The organism is Microvirga sp. TS319, from assembly GCF_041276405.1.
GTDB lineage: Bacteria > Pseudomonadota > Alphaproteobacteria > Rhizobiales > Beijerinckiaceae > Microvirga.
The window spans coordinates 3,261,029-3,274,092 of the sequence record NZ_JBGGGT010000002.1 but is presented as its reverse complement, the minus strand read 5'-3'; the positions used below and the strand labels follow the sequence as shown (position 1 = coordinate 3,274,092).

The 13,064-nt window shown below is 62.6% G+C and carries 13 protein-coding genes; 12 read left to right on the top strand and 1 reads right to left on the bottom strand.

The genetic code is table 11. The annotated features are described in order from the left end of the window. Positions 1-104: 104 nt before the first annotated feature. From AB8841_RS24900 to AB8841_RS24855, 10 genes are all read left to right on the top strand, one after another. The gene (locus AB8841_RS24900) at positions 105-1,085 is read left to right on the top strand and encodes a GlxA family transcriptional regulator (RefSeq protein WP_370438443.1); all 981 of its coding nucleotides are present in this window, start codon (positions 105-107) and stop codon (positions 1,083-1,085) included. An 83-nt stretch (positions 1,086-1,168) separates the two neighbouring features. Beyond that, positions 1,169-1,819 carry an ABC transporter permease gene (locus AB8841_RS24895; protein ID WP_370438442.1) on the top strand — a complete coding sequence of 217 codons (651 nt, stop codon included), beginning with the start codon at positions 1,169-1,171 and terminating at the stop codon, positions 1,817-1,819. Between the two features lie 15 nt (positions 1,820-1,834). Continuing rightward, positions 1,835-2,983 carry an ATP-binding cassette domain-containing protein gene (locus tag AB8841_RS24890; protein WP_370438441.1) on the top strand — a complete coding sequence of 383 codons (1,149 nt, stop codon included), beginning with the start codon at positions 1,835-1,837 and terminating at the stop codon, positions 2,981-2,983. After that, positions 2,980-3,744 carry an ABC transporter permease gene (locus tag AB8841_RS24885; RefSeq protein ID WP_370438440.1) on the top strand — a complete coding sequence of 255 codons (765 nt, stop codon included), beginning with the start codon at positions 2,980-2,982 and terminating at the stop codon, positions 3,742-3,744. Before AB8841_RS24890 ends, AB8841_RS24885 begins: the two co-directional genes overlap by 4 nt. A 43-nt stretch (positions 3,745-3,787) precedes the next feature. Beyond that, the gene (locus AB8841_RS24880; RefSeq protein ID WP_370438439.1) at positions 3,788-4,681 is read left to right on the top strand and encodes a glycine betaine ABC transporter substrate-binding protein; all 894 of its coding nucleotides are present in this window, start codon (positions 3,788-3,790) and stop codon (positions 4,679-4,681) included. Positions 4,682-4,746: 65 nt separating this feature from the next. Beyond that, positions 4,747-5,589 (top strand): nitrilase-related carbon-nitrogen hydrolase, encoded by an 843-nt coding sequence (locus AB8841_RS24875; protein WP_370438438.1) that lies wholly within the window; start codon positions 4,747-4,749, stop codon positions 5,587-5,589. Then, positions 5,586-6,785 carry an acyl-CoA dehydrogenase family protein gene (locus AB8841_RS24870; RefSeq protein ID WP_370438437.1) on the top strand — a complete coding sequence of 400 codons (1,200 nt, stop codon included), beginning with the start codon at positions 5,586-5,588 and terminating at the stop codon, positions 6,783-6,785. Before AB8841_RS24875 ends, AB8841_RS24870 begins: the two co-directional genes overlap by 4 nt. A 10-nt stretch (positions 6,786-6,795) precedes the next feature. Then, positions 6,796-8,358: a class I adenylate-forming enzyme family protein gene (locus AB8841_RS24865; protein WP_370438436.1), complete on the top strand. Its 1,563-nt coding sequence runs from the start codon at positions 6,796-6,798 to the stop codon at positions 8,356-8,358. Continuing rightward, positions 8,355-9,158: a crotonase/enoyl-CoA hydratase family protein gene (locus AB8841_RS24860; protein ID WP_370438435.1), complete on the top strand. Its 804-nt coding sequence runs from the start codon at positions 8,355-8,357 to the stop codon at positions 9,156-9,158. Before AB8841_RS24865 ends, AB8841_RS24860 begins: the two co-directional genes overlap by 4 nt. A 43-nt stretch (positions 9,159-9,201) precedes the next feature. Beyond that, complete coding sequence (locus AB8841_RS24855; RefSeq protein ID WP_370438434.1) at positions 9,202-10,575, top strand: MmgE/PrpD family protein; 1,374 nt, start codon at positions 9,202-9,204, stop codon at positions 10,573-10,575. A 133-nt stretch (positions 10,576-10,708) separates the two neighbouring features. Here AB8841_RS24855 and AB8841_RS24850 read toward each other — a convergent pair whose 3' ends face one another. Continuing rightward, positions 10,709-11,119 (bottom strand): LysR substrate-binding domain-containing protein, encoded by a 411-nt coding sequence (locus AB8841_RS24850; protein WP_370439360.1) that lies wholly within the window; start codon positions 11,117-11,119, stop codon positions 10,709-10,711. Between AB8841_RS24850 and AB8841_RS24845 the strand changes: the two genes are divergently transcribed. Both AB8841_RS24845 and AB8841_RS24840 read left to right on the top strand, forming a co-directional pair. Beyond that, positions 11,110-11,316 (top strand): hypothetical protein, encoded by a 207-nt coding sequence (locus AB8841_RS24845; protein ID WP_370438433.1) that lies wholly within the window; start codon positions 11,110-11,112, stop codon positions 11,314-11,316. The genes AB8841_RS24850 and AB8841_RS24845 overlap by 10 nt on opposite strands. Before the next feature lie 77 nt (positions 11,317-11,393). Next, on the top strand, positions 11,394-12,878 hold the full coding sequence (locus AB8841_RS24840; RefSeq protein ID WP_370438432.1) for a phosphomannomutase: 1,485 nt from the start codon (positions 11,394-11,396) through the stop codon (positions 12,876-12,878). The last annotated feature ends 186 nt before the right edge of the window (positions 12,879-13,064 follow it).

Genomic DNA, 13,064 nt, shown 5'->3' with positions numbered 1-13,064 from the left:
ATCCGGTGGCAAGTAAAAGGGCCAGTGCCTGATCAATCCCTTATTGACCACTTCGCTGATACTTGGCCAAGGTCAACACTATGGAATAGAGGGTTGCTTCAACCATGGACACCACCCCGGAGGTAAGCAAGCCAATCCGCTTCGGCTTTCTTATCCTGCCTGGATTTTCTCTTATGGCGCTCAGTGCTGCGAGCGAGCCTTTGCGCGCTGCCAATCGGCTCGCGGGCCGCAGCCTTTACGAATGGTACCTGATCAGCCCCTCCGGAGAAGCAGTCCCATCAAGCAGCGGCTTTCGCCTTCAACGGGATGGTGGCTTGGACCTCCCAGTTCCATTCGATGCCCTCATCGTGGTGGCGAGCCTCAATGTGGCAGAGTATCGCGAGACCACGGTGTTCAGGTGGCTGCGGCAGCAGGAGCGCCGCGGCTGTGACATCGGGGCGGTGAGCACGGCGAGCCTGTTGCTCGCTCGGGCCGGGCTTCTCAAGGGCTATCGGTTCACGATCCATTGGGAGACGACCCAGGATTTCACGGATGAGTTTCCTGATCTCAAGCCGAGCCGCACCTTGTTCGTCATCGATCGCAGGCGGTTCACCTGCGGTGGGGGTATCGCCGGCCTCGACATGATGCTCGCCCTCATTGCACGCCAGTTCGGCTCCACGCTGGCGTCCGGGGTCGCGGAGCAGTTCCTGTATACCCATATCCGCTCGGCCGAGGAGACCCAGAGAACCGACATCGTCGGCCGTTACGGTACGACCATTCCGGCCCTCGTGACGGCCTTGAGCCTAATGGAGACGTGCATCGAGCAGCCGATGGCGATCAGCCAGATCGCCATCCGGTCCGGTGTCACCGAACGGCATCTGGAGCGCCTTTTCGTCAGTCACTTGCAGTCCACACCTGCACGCTTCTACCTGAGCCTTCGCCTTCGGGAGGCCAAGCGGCTCCTGAGCGAGACCGACACTCCGGTGACGGAGGTTGCCTTGCGGACCGGATTCACAAACCCTTCCCATTTCGGACGCTGCTTTCGACAGGCCTTCCGCCAGACGCCCCGGCAAACGCGGCGTAATATGTCGGTTTCGGGCGAATAAATGACGGTTCCAGGCGGGTCTTGTCGAGTGACCTGTGCCATTTTCGGTCATTAGAGCGCGACAACGCGCCGAGGGTTCAAGGGATGGAAACGCTGGCATTCATGCGCGACAACGCGCAAACCATTCTGTTCCTGGCGGGACAACACGTCTCCATCGTCGGTGTGGCGGTGGGACTTGCGGTTCTGACGGGTGTCCCGATCGGGATCGCGATCACGCAGAACAAGAAGGCCGCGGACATCGTCCTTTATATCGCTGCGATCGTTATGACGATCCCGTCCATTGCGCTGTTCGGCGTCCTGATCCCCGTCCTATCGCTGATCGGTCAGGGCATCGGCTATCTGCCCGCCGTGATCGCCGTCCTGCTCTATTCGCAGCTCCCGATCATCCGCAATACCTACACGGCCATCAATAACGTGGATCCAGCCCTGCGCGAGGCTGCCCGGGGCATGGGCATGACGTCCCTCGAGCGGTTGCTCAAGGTGGAGTTGCCAATCGCCGTGCCGGTCATCATGGCCGGCGTGCGGGTCGCGGTTGTCATCAACATCGGCGTGACCGCCATCGCCACCTACATCGGAGCTGGCGGGCTCGGATCCCTGATCAGCCGCGGGATCTCACAGACCGACAGCCGCCAGCTCATTGCTGGCGCCCTGTGCGTCAGCCTGCTCGCCATCGTCGCCGACTACGGACTCCAATGGGTCCAGCGCTATCTCACGCCCGCTGGCCTGCGCGTGTGAGAGGGAGAGAATTTCATGATCAGGCTTGAAGATCTCACGAAGAAGTTCGGATCCGTGGTCGCCGCCGACCGGATCAACATGGAAGTCCCGACGGGCGAGATCTGTATTCTTCTCGGCCCATCCGGTTGTGGCAAGACCACCACCCTGAAGATGGTCAACCGCCTGATCGAGAAGACGTCGGGCAAGATCTTCGTCGGCGAGCGCGACACGGACACGATGGATCCGGTCGAGGTCCGGCGCGGCATGGGCTATGTGATCCAGCAGATTGGTCTCTTCCCGAATATGACGGTGGAGGAAAACATCTGCGTCATCCCTCGTTTGCTCAAATGGGACGATGCAAAAGCCAAACGGCGCGCGGCCGAACTGCTGGAGCTCGTGGCTCTCGATCCGGCGATCTTCCTGCATCGTTTCCCCCGCGAGCTCTCGGGCGGCCAGCAGCAACGCGTAGGGGTAGCCCGGGCCTTGGCGGCGGATCCTCCGATCATGATCATGGACGAGCCGTTCGGCGCGATCGACCCGATCAATCGCGAGATCATCCAGGACGAGTTCCTGCGCATGCAGAAGACTCTGCGCAAGACCATCCTGTTCGTCAGTCACGACATCGACGAGGCCGTGAAGATGGGAGACAAGATCGCCATCTTCCGGGCGGGAAAGCTCGAGCAGTTCGACGCGCCCGACAACATCCTCGCCCATCCGGCCAATGCCTTCATCGCCGACTTCGTCGGCGCGGACCGGACCCTCAAGCGGCTTCGGCTCGTGACCGTCGGGCAGGCGAGCGATCGGGAGGTGAGCCTGGTCCTCGAAACCGACGATCTCGGGCGCGCTCATGCCCTGATGCGCGAACACAAGACCGACAGCATCGTGGTCCTGACTGCCGCCGGCTCGCCAAGCGGCTGGCTGCACGAGGAGGATGCGAGCGGCCGGACGGGACCCGTGTCATCCAAGACACGTGAGCTCCCGGGCGTGATCGACGCCGAGGCCGATCTGCGAACGGCCGTGTCGCTCATGTTCATGCATGGCGTGACATGGCTGGCCTGTGTGGACAAGGAGGGCCGTTTCGTCGGCCAGGTGACGCAGGCCGGTATCATGCGCCGGCTGGGCGAGACCTATCGTCAGCCGGATGGCGCCAATGTCGTTCCGATCCATCATGGAGCCGTCGCATGACCAAGGAAATGGGAGCCGCGATTGCCGTCGGCCGGCTTTCGAAAGTCCGGTTGCCCGTCCGGGGAATCGTGATCGCAGCGGCAATGGCCGTTGCGCTGTTGGCAGCACAGGCCCTGGGCTTGCTGGATGACATCATCAGGCGCTGGGATGACATTGCGTTCCTCTCCGTTCAGCATATGCAACTGGCGGCCATCTCCGGCGGCTTGGCTATCCTGGTCGGAATGGTTCTTGGTATTGTTCTGAGCCGTAGGGCCTGCCGCAAGGTCGCCGAACCCGTTATGCAGGCATTGAACGTCGGCACGACCATTCCGACCCTTGCAGTGCTTGCCCTCTCCATGAGCGTGCTTGGGATAGGAGCGCTCCCCGCGATCTTCGCGCTCTGGCTCATGACGCTTCTTCCCATCGTGCGCAATACCTACATCGGCATCCTGGAAGTGCCGCCCCATCTCATCGAGGCTGCGACCGGAATGGGCATGAGGCCGTGGCAAATCCTATGGCGCGTGGAGGTGCCGAATGCCCTCTACGTGATCTTCGCCGGCATCCGCACTGCCGTGACGGTCAATGTCGGGACCGTGCCGCTCGCCTTCCTGATCGGTGCAGGTGGTCTTGGCGAGCTGATCTTCACGGGCATCGATCTCAGCGAACCCGGCATGATGCTCGCCGGCGCGATTCCAACGGCGATGCTCGCCGTTATCACCGACTTCGTCATCGCTCTCGTCACGCGAATTGTCGTGCCGCGCGGCGTGATGCCGGAGACATAAGGACCGAGGAACAATCCTTCGGCCATTCAAAGGAGAGAACGTCATGAAGTATCTGAACCGTCGCGTCATCCTGGCTACCGCCGCCTTCGCCGCCATGGGGCTTGGCTCCGCATTCGCGCAGACTCCCATCGTCGTCGGTGGCAAGAACTTCACCGAGCAACAGATCATGGCCGAGATGACGACGCAGCTCCTGAACGCCAAGGGCTTCAAGGCCGATAAGCGCGCCGGGATGGGCAGTGCCGTTCTCCGGCAGGCTCAGGAGAATGGCCAGGTCGACGTCTATTGGGAGTATACCGGCACGTCGCTGATCACCTACAACAAGATCGCCGACAAGCTCTCGCCGGAGGAGACCTACAAGCGCGTCAAGGATCTGGATGCCCAGAAGGGACTCGTTTGGCTCAATCCGTCCCGCGCCAACAATACCTATGCGCTCGTCATGAACCGCGACACCGCGGAGAAGAACGGCATCGTCTCGATCAGCGATCTGGCCGGAAAGGTGAGCGGAGGCGATAAATTAACGTTCGCGAGCAACGCCGAGTTCGCCGAGCGCCCCGACGGGCTCAAGCCGCTCGAGGAAACCTACAAGTTCAACTTCGGTCGCGCGAACGTGAAGCGCATGGATTCTGGGCTCACTTATTCGGCCCTGAAGGAGCGCCAGGTTGACGTCGCTCTAGCCTTCGCAACGGACGGGCGCATTCCGGCCTTCAACTTCGTGGTGTTGAAGGACGACAAGAACTTCTTTCCGGCCTATGCCCTGACGCCCGTGGTCCGCAAGCAGGCGTTGGATGCCAGTCCGAAGCTGGCCGAGCTGCTGAATGGCCTGTCCGCAAAACTCGACGACGACACCATGGCAAAGCTCAACGCGAGCGTCGATGTCGATAAGAAGTCGATCGAGGAAGTCTCGGCGAACTTCCTGAAGTCCAACGGTCTCATCTGACATCGCGCGGCTGGAGCCCCCGCGGCTCCAGCCGCCTACTTCCATTACTCGCTTGCGTGACACCCATGCTTAAAGTCGCAGCCGCCCAAATCGAAACACCCCTTGGCGATCTCGGTGCGAACCAATGCAAGCACCTGGCCGTGATCGACGATGCACGTGCGGCCGGCGTTCAGGTCCTGCTGTTTCCGGAGCTCTCGCTCGTCGGTCATTCAGGCGGACGCGAGGGACCCCGCGTTGCGCTTTCTGCCGATCATGCCATCCTCCGCGAGCTGAGCCTCGCAAGCGGCGACATGCTCACGATCGTGGGTGCGGTCGAGGAAGCGCCCAGTGCCCTGTTCTACAACAGTGCCTTCGGGTTGACGCAAGGCCAAGTCGCCTTCGTACACCGCAAGATCAATCTGGCCACCTATGGACGCCTTGAGGATGGAAAGTTCTTCGGCGCTGGCCATGGCATCAAGCCCCACCCGCTTGGGCCGTCCTGGCGGGCAGCGGTGATGATCTGTGCCGATCTCTGGAATCCGGCCCTGGTCCATTTGGCCGCCATGAGTGGGACGAGCCTGCTTCTGGCGCCGATAAGCTCCGCCCGGGAGGCGGTTGGGGAAGCGTTCGACAACAGCGAGGGTTGGGCGATCAATTCTCGGTTCCATGCGATGACTTACGGCTTTCCCCTGGTTCTCGCCAATCGGGTTGGGCGCGAGGATGACCTGACGTTCTGGGGTGGATCCCGCATCCTTGATCCGACCGGGCGCGTGATCACCCAGGCCGGTGCCGAGGAAGCGCTCATCACGGCGACCCTAGACTATGAAAGCGTGCGTCAGGCGCGCTTCCTGCTTCCGACGGTACGGGATGGCGCCGCCCCATTCCTGGCCCGCGCCTTCACCCGCATTTCCGAGGGGTTCCCTTCATGAATCAGCTCCAGGACTTCATCCTCGATGATGAGGACCGCAGCTTTCGTGCCGAAGTGCGCGCCTTCCTGGCGCGTGAGCTCGAGCCGCGGGCATCCGCCATCGAAGACGAGGACAGTTGGGATGCAGTCAAGGCCGTGGTCCGCTCGCTGGGAGAGGCCGGATACCTTACCCTGATGTTCAAGGACCTGTACCGCGGATGGCTGGCAAAGCCAGGTTTGACCCATGCCACGATCCTCTCCGAAGAGGCGGCGGCGATCAACTACGCGTTCGAAACGACGATTGGCACCGCCCTGAGCTGCGCCTACCCACTTCATCGCTATGCGGCGCCAGCGGTGCGGGAGCGCTACCTCGGCGACATCATCGACGGGAGGTCAGTGGGAGCGATCGGGGTCACCGAACCCGCGGCCGGTTCCGACACGTCCCGCCTCCAGACCCGCATTTCCTATGACGAGGCATCGCGGGAATGGGTCATCAACGGCCTCAAGCGCTACATCTCCAACGCCGGCGTTGCGGACGTGTACATCATGTATGGCGTCACCGATCCCGAGGCACCGGCTGGCAAGGGCCTCTCGGCCGTGGTCGTACCGGCCGGAACGCCGGGGCTGACCTTTCCGCGGCGCTACACCTTCATGGGACGACGCGGGTGCATCGTCGGCGAAGTCGAGATGAAGGACGTACGTGTGCCGCGGGACCACATGCTCGGGGAGCCGGGGCAGGGCACCCGTATCATGGTCAGCATGTTCAATTTCGAGCGCGCGATCCTCGGCGGGTCGGGACTCGGAGTTGCGCGGACCGCCTTCGGGATCGCCCGCGATCATGCCCAGACTCGGGAGGCCTTCGGTCAGAAACTCGGATCCAAGCAACTGATCTGGAGCACGGTCGCCGAAATGAGCTGGCGCATCGACGCCGCAGAACTTCTCACCTATCGGGCCGCCAAGCTCTACGATGCCGGTATCACGGGCAAGGAGCTCGCCAAACCCGCCGCGATGGCGAAGCTCGTGGCAACGGAAACGGCGGTGTTTTGCGCCGACAGGGCCGTGCAGATCCTCGGCGGCGACGGGATCACCAAGGAATATGGCCGCGCCGAACAACTCTACCGCGATGCCCGCGCCCTTCCCATCGTCGGAGGCACCTCCGAGATGGCGCGGTACCTCATCGCGTCCGCCGACCTCCCTGATGTGAAGCCCAACCTTTGAAGCGACCAACATGACTACGATCGCAAATCTCTTTATGCAGAGTGTCGAGAAGTACCCCGAGCGGACGGCCCTGGCCCAAGGAGACCGGCGCTGGACTTACGCCGCCTGGCACCGGCGCATCCTTCGCCTCGCCGGAGCCCTGGCCGAGATGGGTGTGCGACCGACCGATCGCGTCGCCTTCTATCTCAACACTTCCGAGGCGTCTGCGACCACCTACATGGCGTGTCAGCTTCTTGGGGCCGTGGCTGTGCCAATGAACTTCCGCCTGGCGTCAGGCGAGGTCGCCTACATCCTTCGGGATTCCGGGGCGCGGGTCCTGGTTTATGGCGACAATTTGCGGGACGCCGTGCTCCGGGTCACCGAAAGCGTGAGCAGCGTGTACGCCTATATCGTCCATGGCGGCGATCCGGCTGCCGTACCGCCAGGCCATCACCACTTTGGTTCCTTGGCCGAGCAGCATGCGCCGCTGGCAGGGGATCGCCTTGACATCCGCCCGGAGCATCTCTCGGCATTGGTCTACACATCCGGAACAACGGGCAAGCCAAAAGGCGTCATGCACTCACACGCCAACGACGTGGCCATCGCGCAGAACTGCACGATGGAATACAAGCTGTCCCATCACGACATCGCCCTCCACATCGCGCCGCTTTATCATGTGGGCGGAATGCAAGCCTACTTCAATCCGCACATGATGGTGGGCGGCGCCAACGTCATCATGGAGCGTTACGAGGCCCTTGCGACGCTCGAGACCATCCAGAGCGAACGGATCACGACACTCTTTGCAGTTCCGACGCAAATCCAGGAAATGCTGTTCCACCCGCGGTTCTCGGAGTTCGATGTCTCATCCCTGCGCATGATCACCACCGGTGGCGCTGCGATCGCCAGTTCGACCATGCAGCAGGTGATCGAGCGGTTCTGCCCGAACATCTATAACGGCTACGGCATGACTGAGGCGAGCCTCACGCTGCTGCTGCACCCTGACGACGCCCTGAGCCACCTCGGATCCTGCGGCAAGCCGACCTTGATCACGAACTGCCGCATTGTCCGTGTGGGCGACGACGGGGATTGTAATCCAAACGAACTCGTCGGTCCCGGCGAGGTTGGCCAACTCCTCGTGCGCGGTCCGCAGATGACGGCCGGATACTGGAATAACCCGGTGGAGACATCGCGAAAGCTGCGTAACGGCTGGCTGCTGACCGGTGATCTGTTCAGTCGCGACGATGAGGGCTTTTACACCTTCCGCGGTCGGGCCGACGATATGATCGTCTCCGGCGGAGAAAACATCTATCCACGCGAGATCGAAGATATCCTGTACCGGTGCCCGGGCGTGCTGGAAGCGGCCGTCGTCGGGACCCCCGACCCGAAGTGGGGCAGCGTTGTCACCGCCTTCATCGTCAAGGCAACACCAGACCTGTCGGCGGAAACAATCGACCAGTACTGCCGTGCAAGCCAGGACCTTGCGCCCTTCAAGCGTCCCAAGCGCATCGTGTTCGTCGACGCGTTGCCCACGAACCCCAGCGGCAAGGTTCTCAAGCGCGAGCTGCTCGCCCGCTATTCGCAGGAGGCTGCATGATGACCGATGCCGTCCTATATCGGCAGCAGGAACATATCGTCACCTTGACGCTCAACAAGCCCGAGAGCCGCAATCTCGTCACGGATGCCGAGATCCTCGCGGGCCTCAATGATGCCTTCGATCGCGTCGGGAGCGACGGATCGGTGCGCTGCGTCATCCTGACCGGGGCCGGCAAGACCTTCTCGGGCGGCGGCAATCTGAAGGAGATGCGCGATCGGTCAGGCAGCTTTGCGGGGGCTCCTGCGGAACTCCGCGACCGCTACCGACGCGGGATCCAGCAGACGATTGCCAAGCTCTACCACCTTGAGGTTCCGACCATCGCGGCCGTGAACGGTCCGGCCTACGGTGCCGGCTTCGACGTCACCTGCGCCTGCGACATTCGCATCGCCGCCCAAAGCGCCGTATTCGCCGAGAACTTCGTCAAGGTCGGGATCATCTCTGGGGACGGCGGCTCGTGGCTCCTCCCGCGTGCCATCGGGCTCAGCCGTGCCGCCGAAATGACCTTTACCGGTGACCCGATCGATGCAGGCACCGCCCTGTCCTGGGGCTTGGTCTCGCGGGTCGTGCCGGACGACGATCTTCTCTCTGAGGCCGCGAAGGTCGCGGAACGGATCGCAGCCAATCCGCCGCGGCATCTGCGGATGTCCAAGCGTCTCCTTCGGGAGTCGCAGAATGTCCAGTTCGATACGCTGCTGGAAATGGCCGCCGGGTTGCAGAGCCTCTGCCATCAAACCCGCGATCATGAAGAGGCCGTCCAGGCATTCTTCGAGAAGCGCCCGCCGAAGTTCACGGGGGATTGATTCCCTTCCCGCGTCACGATGCTGTCTGGGTACCTGTAAGCCGATGACCGTTGCGATCTCGTTCATTCACCGTCTCTCCTATGCCGATCTTCCAGATCCGGTCATTGCCCAGGCCAAGCGCTGCCTTCTGGACCTCATCGGGGTCGCGGCCAGCGGACGGCAATCCGAACTGTCCCGCATCGTTCACAACTTCGCCGTTTCCCAGATGGGCGCGAGCGGGACGGGGGCCCGGCTTCTCTTCGACGGGCGGCGTGCAAGTCCTGCCGGTGCCGCGTATGCAGGTGCCTCGACAATCGATTCGTTCGACGCCCATGACGGCCATAGGCTGACCAAGGGACACGCGGGTGTTGCCCTTCTGCCAGCCGCCCTTGCTTCGATGGACGCGTCCCGACAGTGGGACGGTCGCGAGTTGCTGACCTCGCTTGTGCTCGGATACGAAATCGCGACGCGCGCAGGCATGGCGCTACACGGCAGCGTCGAGGACTATCACACGTCCGGGGCCTGGAACGCACTCGGCTGCGCGTCGATGCTCGCACGGCATTTGAAACTGGACGAGACGCGGACACGCCATGCGCTCGGGATTGCCGAGTACCATGGTCCTCGCAGCCAGATGATGCGATGCATCGACCATCCGACCATGGTGAAGGACGGGTCGGGCTGGGGCGCGCTCGCCGGGGTCTCGGCAGCTCATCTCGCGTCCGATGGCTTTACGGGTGCCCCGGCCGTCCTGATCGAGGCGGATCGCTCCGGGATCTGGGATGACCTGGGTGAGCGCTGGTACATCCTTGAGCAGTACTTCAAGCCCTATCCAGTCTGTCGCTGGGCCCAGCCCGCAGCCGAGGCCGCATCGCGCCTTGTCGGTGACGTTCCGGCGTCGCGCATCGCGGCCATCGAGATCCGGACCTTCAGCCATGGCGTCAGGCTCGGAACGGTTCTGCCGACGACGACGGAACAGGCGCAGTACGCATTGGGCTTCCCGGTTGCGGCGCTCCTCGTCCGCGGGCAGCTCGGGGCGGACGAGATCATGGCGGGTGGTCTTGTCGACGGTGCGATCGCAGCCTTAGCGTCGCGGATCCGTCTCGTCGAGGATGAGGCGTTTAGTGCCCGCTTTCCAGCCGAGCGCATCGCCGCAGCGACCATCACCCTCGATGACGGCACGGTCCTGACCTCCGGCCCCACGTCTGCGCGCGGCGATCCGGAATCGCCTTTGACCGATGACGAGATCCTCCAGAAGTTCCGAACACTGACGGAGTTGCTGCCACGGTCACGTCGGGATGCCGTTGAACACGCCGTCGCGGATCTCGATCGGACGGAAGTTGCGGCGAACGACCTAGCCGACGCCGTTCTGTCCCCGCTTGAGGATGCGGTCTGCGAACCTTGCTCATCCCGAAATTCTTCCTGTGGAGCAGCGTGTTGAACGGAGCCGGACGGGCCTGGGCCAGATCGGTTTGACCGGCTTCAACCGGATGGTAGCCGACGCTTCCCTGGATCGGGCAGGTCTTAGTGCGGTGTTACGTTGCAGGATCGGGAAGTGGCGGCTAACGGCTGTCTTACGTTTTCAGAAATGTTTCTACTAAGGCCGCGGCCAGTCCTGCCTCCGCCATGATCCGTCGCGCCAGGACAGCCGCGGACGGCCGCAGCCGGGTTGCCGGGCGATCCAGCCAGTGGGCGACGGGATTCAGGGCCGTTCGCGGATTAACAGGGACGAGGCGCCCACTCCGCAACGCCTCCCCAACGAGGGGCGGACGGGCCAGGGTCACCCCGAGGCCATGGGCTGCGGCATCGAGCACGAGGTTGTAATCCTCAAAACGACGATCCTGCGGCCGGGGACGGTAGTCCATACCGTGCTCTGCAAACCAGGCTCGCCATGCCGAGGCATCCGAGTCGTGCACGAGCGGGTGTTGCAGGATCCGTTCCGGCTCGCCGCTCCGGAGTGCATCGGCGAGGGCAGGTGAGGCAATCGGGAAGCAGCGTTCCTCGAACAGGCGGACCGAGACCCGTCCCGCAGGCTGCCCCGGCCGCAGCGGATCGCCAGATCGACCCCCTCCGTTTCGAGATCGATGCTGCGGTGCTCGACCAGGGCTACGTCCAGCTCGGAGCGGTGGTGACAGACGTGCCGGGCAAGGACTGCCTTCTGAACGATCCGAACGAGCCTTGATCCCTTCGCTGGAGTAATCCGAAGGATCCGGGCGGTCCCCTGGACGCTACCGTCTCCAAGGCCGTATGAATCTGCTGATGACCCAGGCAGAAGCACTCCAATCGGCAATCCCGGGCGAAAGCTCTCTGAAATTCGGCACCAGCGGGCTGCGAGGGCTTGTGACGGAACTGAATGGAGTTCCGGCATATACCTACACACGCGCCTTTGCGGAAGTACTCAAAGAAGACGGGGCCCCGGAGAGAATGAACGGGGCGGTGCTGGTCGGGCAGGACCTGCGCGCCAGCAGCCCAAGCATTGCACGGATCTGTTGCGCGGCATTAAGAGACGCTGGCCTGCTCCCGGTCGATTGCGGTGCTTTGCCGACGCCGGCGCTGGCCTATCATAGTTTGCGGCAAGGCGTTCCTGCCATCATGGTCACGGGGAGCCATATCCCGGAAGACCGCAACGGCTTGAAATTCTATCGGGCTGAGGGAGAAATCGGCAAGCAGGATGAAGTCCGCATCCTGGCACATCATGCCAGGTTAAATCTTCAAAGCGTGCTTCCTGATCTTGGGGCAGTTTCGCCATCCCAGGTCGGAACTCCGGATACGGACATGCTCGCCGCCTACAAGGCGCGCTATCTGGATTTCTTCGGCGCAGGGGCCTTGTCGAAACTCACGATTGGAGTCTACCAGCATTCCTCCGTGGCGCGCGACATCCTCGTCGACATGGTGGAATCCCTCGGCGCGCAGGTGATCGCGCTCGGCCGCGCAACGAGCTTCATCCCCGTCGACACGGAGGCGCTGCGGCCGGAGGACGAGACCCTGGCCCGGCAATGGGCCGGCAATATGTCCCTGGATGCGATCGTATCGACTGACGGCGATGCGGATCGTCCATTGATTGCCGATGAAACGGGGACGTTTCTGCGTGGCGACCTTGTTGGGGCCATCACGGCGCGCCGCCTCGGCGCCGACGTGATCGTGACGCCTGTCACGTCGAATTCGGCGTTGGAAGCATCCAGAGCTTTCAAACGCGTCATCCGGACGAAAGTCGGATCTCCTTACGTAATCGAAGGGATGAGCGAGGCGACAGGATCCGATGCGCGCGTCATCGTTGGGTTCGAAGCCAATGGCGGTGTGCTGCTTGGCTCCGATGTCGCGCAGGAAGGGCGCTGCCTTAAGGCGCTTCCTACCCGTGATGCCATGCTGCCAATTTTTTGCGTCTTGAGCGAGGTTTCCGCACGCACGCAGCCGCTCTCCGGTGTTGCGGCCGACTTCTCTTTCAAGGCTGCTGCAAGCAATCGCCTGAAGAATGTCGCAAGCGAAAGGGCGGGATCATTTCTTTCTCGGCTTCAGCAGGACATCGAATTTCGCCACGACCTGTTCGCCTTCCTGGGTGGCGCGGCCAACCTCGATGCGAGGGATGGGCTCCGTGTCACCGCAGGCAGCGGCGAGATCGTTCACTTCCGCGCGTCCGGGAATGCGCCGGAGCTGCGTGTCTATGTCGAGGCTGCAAGTTTGGCCCGCGCAGAGAGCCTTCTTGATTGGGGCCTTTCCGTTGCGACGCGCCAGACCGGAGGCTGACCAGGTCTTTGGGGCAACATGGCGAACCGATGGTCGTCGCGAACAATCATCAGTTGGAACGATCTCGCCTGTGGGGTTCCGTCGTCTAGAGCATCGGACCCAAAGTAGATTCCACTTTGGGTCCGATGCTCCACTCTTTCAATGGCGCATCGTTCAGAGCGAAAAACCGGGCCACATTCTCGCACA